At 41.2% G+C, this 19,770-nt stretch carries 16 protein-coding genes; 8 read left to right on the forward strand and 8 right to left on the reverse strand.

Annotated features, from left to right (window positions below; translation table 11 throughout):
- Positions 1-62: 62 nt before the first annotated feature.
- Positions 63-1,949: a transglycosylase SLT domain-containing protein gene (locus AOG27_RS20095; RefSeq protein WP_054554782.1), complete on the reverse strand. Its 1,887-nt coding sequence runs from the start codon at positions 1,947-1,949 to the stop codon at positions 63-65.
- Between the two features lie 195 nt (positions 1,950-2,144).
- Between AOG27_RS20095 and fadB the strand changes: the two genes are divergently transcribed.
- The 4 genes from fadB (at position 2,145) to AOG27_RS20115 (ending at position 6,529) form a co-directional block, all read left to right on the forward strand.
- On the forward strand, positions 2,145-4,304 hold the full coding sequence (gene fadB, locus AOG27_RS20100) for a fatty acid oxidation complex subunit alpha FadB (RefSeq protein WP_054554783.1): 2,160 nt from the start codon (positions 2,145-2,147) through the stop codon (positions 4,302-4,304).
- A gap of 5 nt (positions 4,305-4,309) precedes the next feature.
- Positions 4,310-5,476 carry an acetyl-CoA C-acyltransferase FadA gene (fadA, locus tag AOG27_RS20105; protein WP_054554784.1) on the forward strand — a complete coding sequence of 389 codons (1,167 nt, stop codon included), beginning with the start codon at positions 4,310-4,312 and terminating at the stop codon, positions 5,474-5,476.
- A gap of 153 nt (positions 5,477-5,629) precedes the next feature.
- Complete coding sequence (gene tusA, locus AOG27_RS20110; protein WP_054554785.1) at positions 5,630-5,869, forward strand: sulfurtransferase TusA; 240 nt, start codon at positions 5,630-5,632, stop codon at positions 5,867-5,869.
- A gap of 135 nt (positions 5,870-6,004) precedes the next feature.
- On the forward strand, positions 6,005-6,529 hold the full coding sequence (locus tag AOG27_RS20115; RefSeq protein ID WP_054554786.1) for an REP-associated tyrosine transposase: 525 nt from the start codon (positions 6,005-6,007) through the stop codon (positions 6,527-6,529).
- A 405-nt stretch (positions 6,530-6,934) separates the two neighbouring features.
- Here AOG27_RS20115 and AOG27_RS20120 read toward each other — a convergent pair whose 3' ends face one another.
- The 7 genes from AOG27_RS20120 to dnaA form a co-directional block, all read right to left on the reverse strand.
- On the reverse strand, positions 6,935-7,384 hold the full coding sequence (locus AOG27_RS20120; RefSeq protein WP_054554787.1) for a hypothetical protein: 450 nt from the start codon (positions 7,382-7,384) through the stop codon (positions 6,935-6,937).
- Between the two features lie 61 nt (positions 7,385-7,445).
- On the reverse strand, positions 7,446-9,515 hold the full coding sequence (glyS, locus tag AOG27_RS20125; RefSeq protein ID WP_054554788.1) for a glycine--tRNA ligase subunit beta: 2,070 nt from the start codon (positions 9,513-9,515) through the stop codon (positions 7,446-7,448).
- Positions 9,516-9,523: 8 nt separating this feature from the next.
- Entirely contained in the window at positions 9,524-10,423 is a 900-nt protein-coding gene (gene glyQ, locus AOG27_RS20130; RefSeq protein WP_054554789.1) for a glycine--tRNA ligase subunit alpha, read from the reverse strand.
- Positions 10,424-10,564: 141 nt separating this feature from the next.
- Positions 10,565-12,991 (reverse strand): DNA topoisomerase (ATP-hydrolyzing) subunit B, encoded by a 2,427-nt coding sequence (gene gyrB, locus AOG27_RS20135; RefSeq protein WP_054554790.1) that lies wholly within the window; start codon positions 12,989-12,991, stop codon positions 10,565-10,567.
- Between the two features lie 12 nt (positions 12,992-13,003).
- A complete protein-coding gene (gene recF / locus AOG27_RS20140; protein ID WP_054554791.1) occupies positions 13,004-14,098 on the reverse strand; it encodes a DNA replication/repair protein RecF in 1,095 nt (364 codons plus the stop codon).
- A 6-nt stretch (positions 14,099-14,104) separates the two neighbouring features.
- Complete coding sequence (gene dnaN / locus AOG27_RS20145; RefSeq protein ID WP_054554792.1) at positions 14,105-15,208, reverse strand: DNA polymerase III subunit beta; 1,104 nt, start codon at positions 15,206-15,208, stop codon at positions 14,105-14,107.
- A gap of 13 nt (positions 15,209-15,221) precedes the next feature.
- Entirely contained in the window at positions 15,222-16,619 is a 1,398-nt protein-coding gene (dnaA, locus tag AOG27_RS20150) for a chromosomal replication initiator protein DnaA (RefSeq protein ID WP_054554793.1), read from the reverse strand.
- Between the two features lie 506 nt (positions 16,620-17,125).
- Here dnaA and rpmH point away from each other — a divergent pair.
- The 4 genes from rpmH (at position 17,126) to yidC (ending at position 19,731) form a co-directional block, all read left to right on the forward strand.
- Positions 17,126-17,260: a 50S ribosomal protein L34 gene (gene rpmH / locus AOG27_RS20155; protein WP_008488847.1), complete on the forward strand. Its 135-nt coding sequence runs from the start codon at positions 17,126-17,128 to the stop codon at positions 17,258-17,260.
- 7 nt (positions 17,261-17,267) lie between these two features.
- Complete coding sequence (rnpA, locus tag AOG27_RS20160; protein ID WP_058583673.1) at positions 17,268-17,690, forward strand: ribonuclease P protein component; 423 nt, start codon at positions 17,268-17,270, stop codon at positions 17,688-17,690.
- Positions 17,691-17,818: 128 nt separating this feature from the next.
- Positions 17,819-18,091 carry a membrane protein insertion efficiency factor YidD gene (yidD, locus tag AOG27_RS20165; RefSeq protein ID WP_054554794.1) on the forward strand — a complete coding sequence of 91 codons (273 nt, stop codon included), beginning with the start codon at positions 17,819-17,821 and terminating at the stop codon, positions 18,089-18,091.
- Between the two features lie 8 nt (positions 18,092-18,099).
- Entirely contained in the window at positions 18,100-19,731 is a 1,632-nt protein-coding gene (gene yidC / locus AOG27_RS20170; protein ID WP_054554795.1) for a membrane protein insertase YidC, read from the forward strand.
- Positions 19,732-19,770 lie beyond the last annotated feature (39 nt).

Below are 19,770 nucleotides of genomic sequence, written 5' to 3' on the forward strand. Positions count from 1 at the left end.
TAGAAGTCTATCATAGCCAGCACTATCCCCCAACTGAGGGAGGATAGTGTGGCAAATCGAGTTTAACCACCCATCGACATATCAAGGATTGGCGCTAGAACATTGCCATCGCGTCCTAATCGAGTGTGATAAACCTGTCTGTAAGCAAACACGTTTTTAACGTAGTTTCGTGTTTCTGTGTAAGGAATTAACTCAATCCACAGCTCTGCTGGCATAGCTTGCTCTGGGATCCAACGTTTAATACGATGGTAGCCCGCATTATAAGAAGCCGTTGCTAGGATTTCGTTGCCATGATTTTTCTTTTTCAAATACTGCAAATACTCACTACCAAGACGAATATTAGTACGAGGCTGATATAACTGTTTTCGTGATACCGAGCTCTTATTCATGTATTTAGCAGTGCTTGGCAACAACTGCATTAAACCATGGGCATTGGCATGAGAACGCGCATCCGGTGCAAAAGAGCTTTCACGGCGTGAAATTGCAATGCTCCAAGCGACATCAATATGGCTACGACTACTATAAGTGGCAAACACATTCTTAAATGCAAATGGGAAACGTAAGTCGACATAGTCCCACTCTTTTATTTGCGCTAAGGTGTAGATGGTACTGTCATACCAATCAAGTTCAGCAGCAAGCAAAGACGCAGCGAGCTTTTCTTCTTTGGTTGATGTATCCGTTAAATAATTCCATTCACGACGCGCAGAAGTAAAACGCTCAAGCTCATACAAAGCGCGAGCGCGCTTAAAGCCAGGGGCATTGGCCACCTCAAGCTTTAACTTGTTACTTATATTAATTTCTTTATTATTTAAGCTAACCGGAACACCTAAGCGTGCAGACGCTAAAAAGCCGTAATAGTCACGCTCTTTAGCCACTGTTTGCCAAATCTCACGAGCACGTTCGACTTCACCACGTTGATTTAAGCTATACGCCAGCCAATATTGCTGACCAAGGCTCAAGTTTTCTTTACCTGTGAAAAACGCCACTATGCCAGACCAATCTTGCCTCTCTAGCATATTACCAAGTTGCCATTGCATTAACTTTTGAGTTTGGCGTTCTTTAGGCACCTTATTTAACCAAAAGCGTGCTTGTTGATGACCGCTTGAGGCAAGCGATAACGCAAAGCTGTAGTAAACGTCTGCTTTTTGCTCGTCAGTGTAATTAAACATGGTTTCGAGTTTTTCCCATGCACGTAATGCAAGGTCTTTATCTCGCCATACTAAGCGCTTCACACCATAAATCGCGATTTGCCCTTCTTTAGCAGACTTTTTCTTATAACGATAAAGACCCGCCGAAGCACTTGGGTCTTTGCGTACCTTTAAATATAAATCAGCTAAATATTGATCAGCACGAGGCAATAATGTTTTTAAATATGGAATTAAACTCGATGAGCCTCCTTCGGCAGCTAAGCTAATACGCTGCCAAACTCGCTCTTCGGTCTGGTAGCCTTTTTTCTTCCAAAGTGAGAACAACTCATCACATTCTTTTGGCTGAGATTTTCCTACCACCCATAAATCTGTTACTTGGTTCATGATGGCTTTTTCAGGGGCACCTAAGTCCAATTGAAAACTTAAATAAGGACAAGTTAATTCGTTATTGCTTGTTTCGCGGTAGTTACGAATATAAGCCGCTTTTTTATTATACTTTTTTAAATAATTAAGCCATGCCTTACGCACAGGCCACTCTAATGGCGTGTTTTGGTAAACATTGAGGTAGTCCTCGATTTCGGTCTGGTGTTTAAGGCTTGGGTTTCGTTGCCAATAAGCCTTTTCGACATAAGGTTTCAATGGGTGATCAAGCCCATTTGCCGCCTCTTTCATGTCTTGATAATCACCGTAACGCGCCTTTTTTTCTGCTTTTAAAAAAGCGTCATGTTTATCGTTGGCTTCAGCTGCAAAAAAAGGAAAAAGTAATGCGGCAGCTGTCCAACCAAGGAGTTGTTTTTTCATGATGACCTTTAACAAAAATTAAAGAATTAATAACAAAAAACTTCTGCTACACCTTAGCACCAAACCAGCTATATTTTAACCAATCGCGATAAAGCGTAGTAAATTTTTCGTTGCATTTTCATTTTAAAGCAAGCACACTGATTGAAATGCAAACTCATCGTACCAGTCTTAGTTAATAAACTAGGGAGAATAATAATGTTATATAAAAGCGATTCATTTGAAGTTGCTTTCATCAAGGACAACATCGCCGAGTTTAAGTTCTGTGCAGACGGCTCAGTAAATAAACTTTCGCAGCAAACCTTGCAAGATTGCGCTTTAGCATTAAAAGAATTGGCAACAAACTCAGATATCAAAGGCATGGTGTTCACCAGCGATAAAGATCATTTCATTATCGGTGCCGACATTTTCGAATTTTTACCTACCTTCACTAAGCCTCAAGAAGAACTTGTTGCATGGATCAAAAATGCAACTGACGTTTTTGATGCAATTGAAGATTTACCTTTCCCAACGCTAAGTGCTGTAAACGGCATGGCGCTTGGTGGTGGATGTGAGTGGGCACTTGCTACCGATTACCGCGTTGCTAGCTCTAACGCTAAAATTGGCCTACCTGAAGTTAAACTAGGTATTATGCCTGGTTTTGGTGGTACAGTTCGCCTTCCACGCCTTATTGGCGCTGATAATGCGATGACATGGATCACTACAGGTAAAGAAAACCGCGCCGCTGATGCCCTAAAGGTAGGTGCATTTGACGCAGTAGTTAGTGCTGACAAACTTTTAGAGTCAAGTATTGCAACACTTGAGCAAGCAATTGCTGGCAAGCTAGATTGGCAAGCAAAACGACAAGTAAAATTACAGCCACTGAAAATGAACCGTGTTGAGCAAGGTATGAGCTTTGCGATGGCGGAAGGCATGGTAATGGGTCAGACAAAAGGTCACTACCCAGCACCTGTTATGGCTGTAAAAACAATCAAAGCTGCGGCAAACTGTGAACGCGCTGAAGCAATGGCGATTGAAAACGCTAACTTTGCTAAATTAGCAGCAACAAGCGAAGCTGCTGCGCAAACAGGTATTTTCTTAGCTGACCAATACATTAAAGGTAAAGCGAAGAAGCAAGCTAAACACAGTGAGCTTGAGATCAAACAAGCTGCTGTATTAGGTGCTGGTATTATGGGCGGTGGTATTGCATACCAGTCTGCTTATAAAGGCACACCTATTATCATGAAAGACATCAACCAAGATGCACTTGATTTAGGTATGGGTGAAGCATCTAAGCTACTTGGCAAAAAAGTACAACGTGGCCATATGGCGATGGATAAGATGGTTGCTACCTTAGGCAAGATCAAGCCAACGCTAAACGATGCAGACTTACAAAGCGCAGACATCGTTGTTGAAGCTGTGGTTGAAAACCCTAAAGTGAAGCAAGCTGTTCTTGCGGGCCTTGAAAAAGACTTACCAGCGGGCACTATCCTAACTTCAAATACCTCAACAATTCGTATTGACGAGTTAGCATCGGCACTTGAAAAACCAGAAAACTTCTGTGGTATGCACTTCTTTAACCCAGTGCCAAAAATGCCTTTAGTAGAAATCATTCGTGGTGAAAAAACATCAGAAGCAACAATTAATGCCGTTGTTGATTACGCATTAAAACTTGGTAAATCACCAATCGTTGTAAACGACTGCCCTGGTTTCTTTGTAAACCGCGTACTATTCCCTTACTTTGCAGGTTTCAGCAAACTTGTTGTTGAAGGTGCTGACTTCACTAAAGTTGATAAAGTGATGGAAAATGTATTTGGTTGGCCAATGGGTCCTGCCTATCTTCTTGATGTTGTAGGTATCGATACAGCTTACCACTGTACTGGTGTAATGGCTGACGGTTTCCCTGAGCGTATGGCTCGCCAAGATAAAGACCCTGTTACTGTATTCGCAAACGAAAAACGCTTTGGTCAGAAAAATGGTGCTGGTTTCTACCAATACGCGCCAGACCGTCGTGGTCGCCTGAAAAAAGCAAAAGATGCTACAGCAACAGAGTTACTCAGTGCTATTACTGATGCACCTAAAGACTTCGATAAACAAGAAATCATTGACCGTTGTATGATCCCGATGATCAACGAAGTACTACTTTGTTTACAAGAAGGTATCGTAGCGTCACCACAAGAAGCTGACATGGCGCTAATTTACGGCATTGGTTTCCCTCCATTTAGAGGCGGTGCATTCCGTTACTTAGATCAAACTGGTTTAGCGAACTTTGTTGCAACAGCAGACAAATACGCTCACTTAGGTGCGATTTACCAAGTATCAGATGAAACTCGCAAGTGGGCCGAAGAAGGCCGTGTATTCTATAAGGTGGAAGGATAAGAAACATGAATAATCCAGTAATCGTAGATTGTATCCGCACACCAATGGGTCGTTCAAAGAACGGCGTATTCAAAAACAAGCGTGCGGAAGATTTAAGTGCTCACTTAATGAAAGGTTTGTTAGACCGTAACCCAGCCGTTGATCCAGCATCAATTGATGATATTTACTGGGGCTGTGTACAACAAACTTTAGAGCAAGGTTTTAACATTGCTCGTAACGCAGCATTACTAGCCGGTATCCCTCATTCAGTACCAGCTGTTACAGTTAACCGTTTATGTGGTTCATCAATGCAAGCATTACACGATGCAGCACGCGCTATAATGACTGGCGCTGGTGATACCTACATCATTGGTGGTGTTGAGCACATGGGTCACGTACCTATGACTCACGGTAATGATTTTCACCCAGGTTTATCAACGTCTGTAGCACAAGCTGCTGGCGTAATGGGTTTAACTGCAGAATACCTTGCTACGCTACACGGCATTAGCCGCGAGCAACAAGACGAATTTGCTTACCGTTCACACCAACGTGCACACGCGGCAACTGTTGAAGGTCGTTTCCGTCGTGAAATCCTGCCAATGGAAGGTCACGATGCAGATGGTTCTTTAATCTTAGTTGAAGACGATGAAGTAATCCGACCTGAGACAACTGTTGAAGGCTTATCGCAACTTCGCCCTGTATTCAATCCAGCATCAGGTAGCGTAACCGCAGGTACTTCTTCTGCACTTTCTGACGGCGCATCAGCAATGCTTGTAATGAGCGAAGAGAAAGCAAAAGAACTTGGTTTACCAATTCGTGCACGTATTAAATCAATGGCTGTTGCAGGTTGCGATCCATCAATCATGGGTTACGGCCCTGTTCCTGCATCGCAAAAAGCACTTCAACAAGCAGGTATCACTATTGACGATATCGATGTTGCAGAGCTTAACGAAGCCTTCGCAGCACAATCTCTACCAGTATTAAAAGACCTAGGTCTGATGGATGTGGTAGATGAAAAAGTTAACCTAAATGGTGGTGCAATTGCACTTGGTCACCCACTTGGTTGTTCTGGTTCACGTATTAGCACAACGCTTGTTCACCTAATGGAAGACAAGAACGCTAAATACGGCCTAGCAACTATGTGTATTGGTTTAGGCCAAGGTATTGCAACTGTATTTGAGCGCGTAGAATAACGAGCTCACACCAAACATCTTGGTGATAAAAAGGCGCACTGACTTGCTCAGTGCGCCTTTTTTATTTGCTTTGCTTTCACTTATTGAAACTGGCGGCAATAGAAAGTTAAAATAGCCGCTTATTAATCGTCTCTTTCACCTAAAAGGTCAGCCATGAGTTTTGATAATCCCGATCACCAATTAGATGCACTTGGCCTACGTTGTCCAGAACCTGTCATGATGGTGCGTGGTGCAGTGCGTAAAATGAAAGATGGCGAAACTTTACTTATCATCGCCGATGACCCATCAACCACCCGCGATATCCCCAGCTTTTGTACATTTATGGATCACACACTTGTGGCTAAAGATGTAGAACAAGCACCGTATCGATACTTGGTGAAGAAAGGGTTATAACGAGCTCGTAGGTTGGTTAGAGCGAAGCGAAACCCAACGTTATCGCAAGATGATGGCAACAAATTAAAGTTCGTGAAATTCAACTTTTAATCGAAATTAAGCTACTCTTATCATTTAACATTCAAGGATGAATGTATGCGATACAGAAGAGTATTAATCCCCGGTGGCACCTATTTCTTTACTCTAGCGATTGCGCAAAGAAACTCAGCACTTTTAACTTCAAACATCACTTTGCTACGTTCAGCTTATAAAAGTGTGGCTAAGTCACATCCTTTTAAAACGCTTGCCATTGTCATTCTTCCAGATCACTTACACGCTATTTGGCAATTACCTGTTGGAGATTGTGATTATGCAAAACGGTGGCGATTAATTAAGTCTAATTTTTCTAGACAACTAAATAATTGCGAGCATAAATCGCCTAGTCGCATTCAGAAATGTGAACGAGGTATTTGGCAGAGACGGTATTGGGAGCATTATATAAAGGACGAGCAAGACCTAGTGAACCATATTAATTATATTTACTTCAACCCTGTGAAACATAAATACGTGAATCAAGTTGAAGACTGGCCATTTTCGTCTTATAGGAAATTGAGTAAGTCATCTGCTTTTAATTTGTCAGATGATGAGTTAGATATCGCACTTAATCTATATGAAGATTGATGAGAGGTTGGGTTGAGAGCAACGAAACCCAACTTGATTGCTGGCAAATCCAACACTCCCGATAGCTAATCCGTTGAAGGATTGGGTATAGTAGCTACTCTTCAAGGTTGGTGTATGCGTTGGGTTTCGCTCCGCTCTACCCAACCTACCAGCTTTTACTTTCGAGTTACTGTCACTTTGGGTTGGTTACTATTACGGCAATCAAAGCTCACTACATACACGCCTTTTGCAGCGGGTTTGAGTACGTAGGTTGGGTTGAGAGCAACGAAACCCAACGTGATTGCTGGCAAATCCAACACACCCGATAGCTAATCAGTTGCAGAGCTAGATACCCTAGCTAACCTTCAAGGTGAGTGTATGCGTTGGGTTTCGCTTCGCTCTACCCAACCTACCCAGCACAGAGCTTTACTTTCGAGTTACTGTCACTTTTGGTTGATTACTATTGCGGTAATCAAAGCTCACTACATACACGCCTTTTGCAGCGGGTTTAAAGCTGAAATAATTGTAGATGGTATTACAATCTGCATTGGCGGCTTGGCCTAGAACCAATGATTGCCCTGCTGGGTCCATATCACTGTAACCACAATTATAGCCTTCGCTAAAATCAGCATCCGCCACTTTGAATTCATAAACCTTACCTGGTGTTGAAAACTTAACGTCGGTTTGGAATATGCCCGGTGCAACTTGCTCTAATTGATACTGCGGCTCCGCATCCCACAAAGTAAAATCACCACGTAAATACATAGTACGGTCAAGCTCTTTACTTGGCAGAATATCGTCAATGCTTGGCATTTGCATTTGGCTAGAACAGGCTGTTAATAAGCCTGCTAATGCTAAAGTAATTACACGTTTCATTACTGTTCCTTATGCTACAAAAAAGCCAGCACTGAGCTGGCTTTTATTAATTGGCTACTGCTTACTTCTGAAGTACAGAAATATCAGCAATATCTAAAAACAGACGGCTTAGTTGGCTTAACAATGCTAAACGGTTTTGTTTAACCGCTTCGTCATCAGCCATTACCATGACGTTATCGAAGAAGTTATCAACACTCTCACGGATACCCGCAAGTTGTGATAATGCTTCTTGGTAATCGCCATTTGCATATAAAGGTGCAAGCTCAGTTGCAAACTTAGCAACGTGTGACGCTAATACTTTTTCTGCGTCATCGCTTAATAGGCTCTCATTCACATCACCTTGTGTTGTGATGTCATTTTTAGCCAAGATATTACTTACACGTTTATTTGCTGCTGCAAGCGCTTCTGCTGCGTCTAATGTACGGAAGTGACTTACTGCTTTAACACGGCGGTCGAAATCAACTGGTTTAGTTGGACGACGAGCTAGCACAGCTTGAATGACATCAACTTCGATACCTTCATCTTGATACCATGCGCGGAAACGACCTAACATAAACTCAAACACATCTGTTGATACATTTAGGTTTGTTAGCTTTTCACCGAATAACGTTTGTGACTTAGCAACAAGGTCTAAGATATCTAGCGGTAATGATTTTTCAACCATGATGCGTAATGCACCAATTGCTGCACGGCGAAGTGCAAATGGGTCTTTGTCGCCTTTTGGCGCTTGACCAATACCAAAAATACCCACCAGCGTATCAAACTTATCAGCAATTGCGACCGCACAGCTGATCACATTTGTTGGTAAGTTATCGCCCGCGAAGCGAGGCATATATTGTTCATTTTGCGCTAGTGCAACTTCTTCAGCTTCACCGTCGTGACGAGCGTAATGCATACCCATTACACCTTGTACGTCGGTAAACTCCATAACCATTTCGGTCATTAAGTCTGTTTTACTTAATAAACCTGCTCGCTTAGCCAGCTCGGCATCGGCACCTAATTGCTCAGCAATGTAACCGGCAAGTTCACTAATACGCTCAGATTTATCTTTCAGCGTACCAAGTTGCTTTTGGAATAAAACGGTATCTAGCGATTCTAAACGGCTCTCTAGCGTTTTCTTCTTATCGGTTTCGTAGAAGAACTGTGCATCAGCTAAACGAGGACGAACAACTTTTTCGTTACCGGCAATTACCACGCTTGGATCTTTACTTTCAATATTAGAAACAAATAGGAACTTGTTAAGTAAGTTGCCATCTTGGTCTAATAACGGGAAGTACTTTTGGTCGTCCTTCATGGTATAGATAAGCGCTTCTGAAGGAACATCTAAGAATGCTTCTTCGAATGTTGCTGTCAACGTTACTGGCCATTCAACCAAGGATGTTACTTCTTCAAGTAAGTCTTCATCCATCGCTACTTTTGCATTTACCGCGCTAGCTGCTGCTTCAATTTGTTCGCGAATTTGTGCTTTACGCGCTTCGAAGTCAGCGACAACGTAAGCAGATTTCAGCACATCAAACACATCATCAGCGTGGTTGATTGTTACTTTTTCTGGATGATGGAAACGGTGGCCTTGTAATTGGTTGCCAACTTGCTTACCAAGTATTTCGCCTTCGATCAGCGTGCTACCAAATAAAATAGTCGCTGTGTGCACTGGGCGAATAAATTGTGTTTTATTTGCCCCCCAACGCATTGGTTTAAGGATAGGTAATTTAGCAAGTGCTTTGTTTACTACACCACTCATAAGCGATGTAGTTGCTTGACCTTCAACCTGTGCTTTATGTAATAACCAAGCGCCTTTATCTGTTTCTAGTGTTTGTGCATCGCTTACATCGATACCACAACCACGCGCCCAACCCATTGCTGCTTTAGTTGGATTACCATCGGCATCAAAAGCGGCTGCAACTGCAGGACCACGCTTTTCTACAACCTTGTCACTTTGTTTTGCTTCAAGTGCAGTAACACGTAAGCCTAAACGACGTGGTGATGCGTACCAGTTAACGCCTTGATGATTTAATTCTAAGCTTGCAAGCTCAGCTGCTAAGTTCTCAGCAAACGACTCAGCAAGTTTACGAAGTGCTTTCGGTGGCAACTCTTCAGTGCCAATTTCTACTAATAAATTTTCTGCTGACATGCTAATTCTTAATCCTTACAAAGCGGGAAACCAAGAGCTTCACGGGCATCATAGTAACTTTGCGCACATGCTTTAGATAAAGCACGAACACGTAAGATATAACGTTGACGTTCTGTTACAGAGATAGCGTGACGAGCGTCTAATAAGTTAAACGCATGTGATGCTTTCATTACTTGCTCATAAGCTGGTAATGGTAAGCCTGCTTCAATTAGCTTTTCGCTTTCTTTTTCACAGTGATCGAACTGTGCAAATAAGAACTCAACATCCGCTTGTTCGAAGTTATAAGCTGACTGCTCTACTTCGTTTTGATGGAATACATCACCATATGTCACACGACCCATAGGACCGTCTGCCCATACTAGGTCATAGATACTATCTACGCCCTGAATATACATTGCTAAACGCTCAAGACCATAAGTGATCTCACCGGTTACTGGTGAGCACTCTAAGCCACCTACTTGCTGGAAGTAGGTAAATTGAGTTACTTCCATGCCGTTTAACCAGATTTCCCAACCTAGACCCCATGCACCTAATGTAGGCGACTCCCAGTTGTCTTCTACGAAGCGAACTTCATCAGTTAGTGTATCAATACCAACAGCTGCTAAAGAGCCTAAATAAAGTTCCTGGATGTTTTCTGGTGATGGCTTTAATACTACTTGGAATTGGTAGTAATGCTGTAAACGGTTCGGGTTTTCACCATAACGACCATCAGTTGGACGGCGGCATGGTTGAACATACGCGCTCGACATTGGCTCTGGGCCAATTGACTTTAAGAAAGTTAACGGATGAAATGTCCCTGCTCCCACTTCCATATCGAGTGGTTGAGCAATCACACAGCCTTGCTGTGCCCAATAGTCCTGTAAAGCCAGGATCAAACCTTGAAAGGTTTTAACGTCATATTTTTGCATATTTGGCTTATAGTATCTGGTGCGTTTAGTCTGAAAATTGCTCTCAGTATACCTTGTGTGCAGTAAGGTTTTAAGCAGTTTGTGCTTTTTCAGCAATAAAAAAAGGAGCCTGTAGGCTCCTTTTTAATTCTTAATTTAGCGTTATACGTCTAGGTTAACTACACGTAGCGCATTCGTTTCGATGAAGTCACGACGCGGCTCAACTTGGTCACCCATTAGAGTCGCGAACAATTGGTCTGCAGCTACGGCATCTTCAATTGTTACTTTCAACATACGACGAGCATCTGGGTCCATAGTGGTTTCCCAAAGCTGATCAGGGTTCATCTCACCGAGTCCTTTATAGCGTTGGATATAAAGGCCGCGTTTCGATTCATTGATTAACCACTCTAATGCATCCACAAAGTTATCAACAGCAAGAGTTTTCTCACCGCGTTGAACATATGCCCCTTCTTCAAGTAAGTTAGCAATGTTTACGCCTGTCGCTGCAATGCGTTTATAGTCACGCGATGTGATGAAGTCATGGTTTAGTACATGAGCTTTATCCACACCATGTTGACGAATATTCACAACAGGATAATACATGTTGCGCTCAGTATCGTGCTCAGTGCCCGCATGGAAGATAGTTGCATCTTCATCACGTGCAATTAAGTCGTCAACTAGCGTGTTAGTCCACTCTTTAACTTTTGCTTCATCTGCTAAATCAGCTTCGGTAATTTCGCTTTGATAGATTAAACGTTCCATAACCGAGTTTGGATATTTACGTTTTAAGCGTTCAATCACTTTAACTGTATTTTGATAGTCGTGAACGATTCTTTCTAGTTCTTCACCTTCAAGTGCAGATGCACCTTCGCTTGTATAAAGTGCAGCATTGTTTAATGCTAATGATGTTAAATAATCAACAAGCGCTGGGTCATCTTTAATGTAGCGTTCTTGCTTACCTTTTTTCACTTTATAAAGTGGTGGTTGCGCAATATAGATAAAGCCTTTTTCTACAATCTCTGGCATTTGACGGTAGAAGAAAGTCAGTAGTAAGGTACGAATGTGAGAACCATCCACGTCCGCATCGGTCATGATAATGATACGATGATAACGTAGCTTTTCTGGGTCATATTCATCACGACCAATACCACAGCCTAATGCAGTGATTAGAGTTGCGACTTCTTGAGAAGAAAGCATCTTATCAAAGCGCGCTTTTTCAACGTTAAGAATCTTACCTTTAAGTGGCAAGATAGCTTGGTTTTTACGGTTACGACCCTGCTTAGCTGAACCACCTGCAGAGTCACCCTCCACTATGTATAGTTCAGAAAGTGCTGGATCTTTTTCTTGGCAGTCTGCCAATTTACCTGGTAAACCAGCTAAATCCATTGCACCTTTACGGCGTGTCATTTCACGTGCTTTACGTGCTGCTTCACGAGCTCGAGCTGCATCAATAATTTTGCCAACAACTGTTTTAGCATCAACAGGGTTTTCTAATAAGAACTCTGTTAGTTTTTCTGCCATTGCTTGTTCTACAGCAGACTTAACTTCACTTGATACTAGTTTGTCTTTCGTTTGTGATGAGAACTTAGGATCAGGTACTTTAACACTTACAACCGCAGTTAAGCCTTCACGAGCATCATCACCCGTCGCATTGCTTGTTGTTTTCGCTTTTTTATTAAAGCCTTCTTTTTCCATGTAGTTATTTAGCGTACGCGTTAATGCCGCTCTAAAGCCAGCTAAGTGCGTACCACCATCACGTTGTGGAATGTTGTTTGTGAAGCAGTAAATGCTTTCTTGGAAACCATCGTTCCACTGCATTGAAACTTCTACACTAATACCGTCTTCTTCACGCTCATGGGTAAAGTGGAAAACACTTTTATGTACAGGTGTTTTGTTACGGTTTAGATATTCTACGAATGCTTGGATACCACCGTCATATTTGAAGTGGTCATTCTTAGATTCTTCACGCTCATCAGTAAGAATGATACTTACACCAGAGTTTAAGAACGAAAGCTCACGTAAACGTTTTGCTAAGATATCGTAGTGGAAGTTAAGGTCACTGAATGTTTCACCACTTGGCCAGAAACGTAATTCAGTACCTGTGTCTGTTGCGTCACCAATTATAGCTAATGGCGCATCTGGTACACCCATAGTATATGTTTGTTGGTGAATTTTGCCTTCACGACGAATGGTCAGTTGCAGCTTTTCAGATAGTGCATTTACTACCGAAACACCTACACCGTGTAAGCCACCAGATACTTTATATGAGTTATCATCGAACTTACCACCAGCATGAAGTACCGTCATGATAACTTCAGCCGCAGAAACACCTTCTTCTTCGTGAATAGATGTAGGAATACCACGACCGTTATCTCTTACAGAGACTGAACCGTCTAAGTGAATCGTTACAAAAATATCATCACAATGACCAGCTAAGGCTTCATCGATAGAGTTATCAACAACCTCAAACACCATATGGTGAAGGCCTGTACCGTCATCGGTGTCCCCTATATACATTCCTGGACGCTTTCTTACTGCGTCTAATCCTTTAAGTACTTTAATACTCGACGAATCGTAATTCTCAGACATGGTTAATCCCACTTATCTTGTTATTAGGTTGCCATGTTTCACGTGGAACATTTTTAGTTCTCGTTGCATGGGTTCCACCACAGCAGAAATACTTTCAGATAAAATTGATGAGATAAAAATTTGCGAATCGCAATGAGTCAAAAGCTGACCCACTTTTTCTTTTGTATCTTCACCCAGTTCTGAAGGTAAGTCATCTATTAGCAATATAGATTGCTTATCTGTTTCTGACTCAATTAAGCTATTTTGCGTTACTTTTAACGCATAAAGCAAGAGCTTCAATTGACCGCGAGAAAAGGTATTTTCTACGCTGTTACCAGAAACGCTAAAACTAAAATCAGCTTTATGCGGACCTTTACTTGTGAAACCTTGTTTTGCATCACGTTCAAAGCTTTGCTCAAGCGCCTCTGAGAGCGTTTCACTCTCTTTCCAGCCCGCATGAAAGTTAATTTCTAAATCGCTTACAAGCGTTAATTCTGCACACATTTTATCAAAAAACTGCTGCTTAAACCTACTTATATACGCGATTCTTAGATTATTTATTTGTTCAGCTAGTCTAACAAATTCTTTATCCCAAAACTTGATCTGTTCGAAATAATCTCGAGGTTTAGTTTTTAATAAAGCATTACGTTGTTTCAGTACTTTATTAAAAGACTGCCACAAGTAAAAAAAGTCATGTTCCACGTGGAACAATCCTAAATCGAGAAATTTTCTACGCTCTTTTGGGCCACCAAAAAACAACGAATAGCTTTCTGGAGTAATAACTTGCACCGGCACTAGCTGAGCTAATTCAGAGATTTTACGGCTCGTTTTTCCCTGAATCTTTAAAGACGTTTCACCCGCTTGGTTTTTGCTTATACCAATCGGAATAGACAAATCATGCAGCGCTTTGCGACCATGAATTACAAACTTGTCTTGTTGATGCTGAATGATATTTTTATGTTTGGCGGTACGAAATGATTTACCGTGAGAAAGGAAATATATCGCCTCAAGGAGACTGGTTTTTCCGCTGCCATTTTCGCCATAGATAATGTTTATGCCATTAACCGGCTCAAGTGTCAGCGCCTCAATATTTCGAAAATTATTGAGGCTTAAATGACTTAAACTCATATAAGCTTATAGGCGCATCGGCATAACAACGTACATAGCTTCTTCGTCACCTGCACCTTCAATTAGCGCACTGCTATTAGAGTCTGCAAGTGTAAAGGTTACATCTTCTGTTTTTAATGTATTAAGTACATCAAGTACATAAGAAACGTTAAAGCCAATTTCAAGCTCGCCGCCTTGGTACATTACTTCAACCACCTCTTCAGCTTGCTCTTGCTCAGGGTTGTTAGCAGTAATTTTTAATAAACCTTCAGATAGGTTTAATCGTACACCACGGAATTTTTCATTCGATAAAATAGACACACGTTGGAAAGCACTGCGCAACCATTCACGGTTAGCAGTAATCACTTTATCACCACCACGTGGCAATACACGACGATAGTCTGGGAAACGACCATCCACCAGCTTACTGGTAAACGTAAACTCAGTATCAATAATACGAATATGGTTAGCACCAAATTGAATGGTTACTAGCTCATCATCAGCCACCATTAGGCGCATAATTTCTTGTACACCTTTACGTGGAATAATTAACTGACGTTGTGTATTTAAAGACTGTGGTAATTGCTTTTGTGCAATCGCCAAACGGTGACCATCTGTAGCCACTGTTTTTATATCTGCGTTATCAACTTCAAATGACATACCGTTTAAGTAATAACGTACGTCTTGATTCGCCATAGAAAAGTGCGTGCTTTCTAAAAGTTTACGCAATTCTAAACGCGTTAGTTGAAATTCAACTTCACCATCCCACTGCTCAAGATTCGGAAAGTCTTCAGCGGCCAGCGTAGTTAAAGAAAAACGGCTTTTACCACTTGTTAGTAGTAACTGATGATCTTGGCTACATAACGTAAGGTCTGAGCCATCAGGTAAACTTTTACAAATATCGAGTAACTTTTTAGCTGGTAAAGTGAGTTGCGTATCTGTGGTATCTTCACCGACAAACACACTCGCCACTAACTCAATTTCAAGATCAGTACCCGTCATAGAAAGTTGTCCGTTTTCAACAACTAACAGTACGTTCGATAAAATCGGTAAGGTGTGCTTACGCTCAATCGCACCAGACACTTGAACTAAAGGTTTTAAAAATTGCTCTCTTGATATTGTTATTTGCATAATAAAGTCGGCCTTAAGATGACAAGGTTCTTATTAAGTTTTGATAATCTTCTTTCACTTCATGGCTTTCGTCACGGAGTGATTTAACTTTACGACAAGCGTGTAATACAGTTGTGTGATCACGGCCGCCAAAGGCGTCACCAATCTCAGGTAAACTGTGATTTGTAAGTTCTTTTGATAATGCCATGGCCACTTGACGTGGTCTTGCTACTGAACGGCTACGGCGTTTAGATAGTAAATCTGATACACGAATACGGTAATACTCAGCAACAGTGCGTTGAATATTATCTATCGTTACCAGTTTATCTTGCAGCGCAAGTAAGTCACGTAGCGCTTCTTTTACAAAGTCGATTGAAATCGGACGACCAGTAAAGTTTGCATTAGCAATAACGCGGTTTAACGCCCCTTCTAATTCACGCACATTTGAGCGTAATTTTTTCGCGATAAAAAAGGCAACTTCGTGAGGTAAATTGATTTTACTTTGCTGCGCTTTTTTCATCAAAATAGCAACGCGCGTTTCAAGTTCTGGTGGCTCAATAGCAATTGTTAAGCCCCAACCAAAACGTGATTTAAGGCGATCTTCAACCCCTTCTATCTCTTTAGGATAGCGGTCTGAAGTTAAGATAATTTGTTGATTTCCTTCAAGTAAAGCATTGAAGGTATGAAAGAACTCTTCTTGTGAGCGTTCTTTATTAGCGAAAAATTGAATGTCATCGATCATCAATGCATCAACACTTCGGTAATAACGTTTAAATTCTTCTATGGCATTATTTTGTAACGCTTTAACCATGTCTTGCACAAATCGCTCAGAGTGCATATAAACAATTTTCGCGTCTGGCTTATTAGCCATAATACCGTTACCAACAGCGTGTAATAAGTGAGTTTTACCTAAGCCCGTACCACCGTATATAAATACAGGGTTAAATGCTGAACCTGGGTTATCTGCAACTTGAGTCGCTGCAGCTTTTGCTAATTGGTTTGATTTACCTTCAACAAAGCTATCAAAGGTGTAATTTTCTTTAATGTTTGATTTATAGCCTGATTTTGGTGCAGGTTCGACCGCTGCTTTTTCAGGTTTTGGCTGTTGTTTTTCGGCAGTCTGTTGGGTAACAGGCGCGCTTGCTTCTGTTGCAGCCGGTGCAGATGCCACTTGGGCATTTAAAATAGGTTTACTACCAACATCAAAACGTAATTCAGGTGCTTCATCACCACAAATTTCAACGAGTAGTTCATTAATACGGTTTAAATACTTTTCTCTCACCCAATCCAAAACAAAACGGTTAGGTGCATATATAGTCAACGTATCTTCGGTACTTTCTGCTTGAAGTGGTCTTACCCACATACTGAATTGCTGTGAAGGCAATTCATCTTGCAATACATATAAACAACTTTGCCAAACCGACAGATACACAGTTAAACTCCCAGAGATTTAATTTTTATTCCCGTTCATCTTTAATGATGGAAAATCAAACATTTATTGCTAATCTTTGACCAACTTTCTTGGCCCAGACCGACTATTATGAAGGTACTTTATCCACAAGTACAAGATTGATTTTTATGAAAAATATGATCTCAGCAACATAAAAGAATAAAACACTGATTTTTAAGAAAATTATTTTTTAAGCTCGAACAGTGATCATAACAAATTTGCAGCCAGATCGCGATCAAATTCTACGATCGAATTGGCTTTTCCCAAGCTTTTATTCACTTTTTATACAGAGGCTGTGGAAAACTTCTTATTTATGATGATCCTATATGATCAGGTAAAAGGATCCTTTATAATTACGGCCTCTGCAGCGTTTTAATGATTGACTTTTGTTGTCTTCATCTATAATATCTCGCGCTCGCAATGGCACCTGTGCCAGGATCGCGACCTGCATAGGATGTTTTAACCTTAACCGATCGGATGGAATTGTTATGAAAAGAACTTTTCAACCTAGCGTTTTAAAACGCAAACGTACACACGGTTTCCGTGCTCGTATGGCAACAGCAAATGGCCGTAAAGTATTAGCTCGTCGTCGTGCTAAAGGCCGTAAAGTTCTTTCTGCTTAATATATAAGTGGAAGACTTTAGCTTCAGCAGGGAGTTACGTCTGTTAACTCCCTCGCATTACTCTCGAATCTTTAATGAACCAGCACGCGCTGCGACTCCTTTCTTTACCCTATTAGCTAAACGCAATGACCAAACTAATCCTCGATTAGGTCTTACGGTCGCAAAAAAACGCGTTAAAAAAGCCTGTCAACGTAATCGAATTAAACGACTTGCTCGCGAAAGTTTCCGTTTAAATCAACATAAACTCGATAACATTGATATTGTGCTTATGGTTAAAAGTGGTATTGATGAACAGTCAAACGAAGAGCTGACAAAGCAACTAAATAAATTGTGGCGAAAAATTAACGAACGCTGCAAGCCTGGTGCACCTAAACCACCACCATTTAAAAAACGCCCGAATAAATCAGCTAAATCTAATAAACAAGCCTGATAGCAATAGAATTACAGGCTTAATTAAGGTATCTTTAGCTCACCTTTTAATCATGCATTTAAAATTCTACGATGGGAATTTAAATTCATGGTATCCATTGACTAAATTAACGCAGGGGCAGACACATCATGAGGTTACTTAAACCACTTGTTGCTATTCCAAAGCGCTGTTTAGTCATGCTAATACGAGGCTATCAAAAATGGGTAAGCCCACTATTAGGCCCGCATTGTCGTTTTAATCCAACCTGCTCTAGTTACGCTATTCAAGCAATTAATTTGCATGGAAGTGTAAAAGGCAGTTGGTTAGCTGTTAAACGCATATTAAAATGCCACCCTTTACATGCTGGTGGGGATGATCCCGTACCGGCAAAAAATCATATTAACCACCAACACGAGAAATAAGAGCTGTTATGGAATCGCAACGCACGTTTTTATTAATCGGCTTGATGCTTGTGTCGTTTTTATTATTTCAAGAATGGAATAACGACTACAACGCACCAAAGGCTGATCCAAGTGCCACAACACAAACACTAGGCGCAACAACACCAGAATCTGATGACTTTATTCCTGCATCATCTGACGGTGAAGTTCCAGCTGTAACGACAGCAAAGCGCTCAGTTATCGATGTAACAACTGACGTATTCACTGTTAAAATTGACACCCAAGGTGGTGACATTATTGAAGCAGACCTACTTCAGTACGAAGAGGTAAAAGGCGGTGAAACACCTTTCATGCTACTTGGTGAGTTTGACGGTAAGCAATACTTCTCGCAAAGTGGCTTAATTGGTTTAAATGGCCCAGAGACAACCCTGAAAGGCCGTCCTGTTTATAAAACCACACAAAAAGCATTCACTTTAACGGGTGATGAGCTACGTGTACCACTTGAGTTTACTGACAGTAAAGGTGTGACCTTTACTAAAACTTATATCTTCAAAAAAGGCGACTACGCTGTAGATTTAGAGTACACAGTAAACAACGTAACAGCTGATCCAATTCAAGTTCAGTTATACACGCAAGTAAAACGCACAGTACAAGAAAAAGGTAGCTTAGTAGATCAAAACTACTTAGGTGCAGCATTTGGTACTGAAGAAGAGCCATACGAAAAGTACAGCTTCTCAGACATGGCTGATAAAAACCTTAACATCACTACAGCTGGCGGCTACATTGCATTTATTCAACACTACTTTGTAAGTGCGTGGGTACCAAAGCAAGACCAACAAAATACCCTTTACAGCAAATTAGTTGCTGGTAATGCGGCAATTATTGGTACTAAAGGTGAAGCAGTTAACGTACAAGCTGGTACGCAAGCAACACTTAGCTCAACTTATTACATGGGCCCGAAAGAGTCTGACGTACTAGAAGCAATTCACCCAGACTTAGACCTAACTGTAGACTACGGTTGGTTATGGTTTATTTCACAACCATTATTCGTACTACTTAAGTGGTTACACAGCATCCTAGGTAACTGGGGTCTAGCTATCATTGCAATCACGGTTATCGTTAAAACGGCAATGTACCCACTTACTAAAGCACAATACACGTCAATGGCGAAGATGCGTGCACTTCAGCCTAAAATGGCTGCCCTAAAAGAGAAGTATGGTGATGACCGTCAAAAATTCGGTCAAGCTATGATGGAAATGTACCGCAAAGAAAAAGTGAACCCTATGGGTGGCTGTTTCCCGCTGTTACTACAGATGCCAATCTTCTTAGCGTTATTCTACGTATTCTTAGAATCAACTGAGCTACGTCATGCTGAATTCGTTTTATGGTTAAATGATTTATCAGCAATGGACCCATACTACGTATTACCGGTTTTATTTGGTTTAAGTATGTTCATCACTCAAAAGCTGCAACCTATGACGGTTACTGACCCTATGCAGCAAAAAATGATGACCTTTATGCCAGTAGTATTCTCTATTTTCTTCTTATGGTTCCCATCTGGCCTAGTACTTTACTGGTTAGTATCGAACCTTATCTCAATCGCTCAGATGCTAATCATCTACCGCGGTATGGAGAAAAAAGGTATTAAGGTAAGAGGCTAAACTCTTAACCCAATAAAAAAGGCGCTAACTGCGCCTTTT

It is taken from the genome of Pseudoalteromonas lipolytica, from assembly GCF_001306915.1.
GTDB lineage: Bacteria > Pseudomonadota > Gammaproteobacteria > Enterobacterales > Alteromonadaceae > Pseudoalteromonas > Pseudoalteromonas simplex.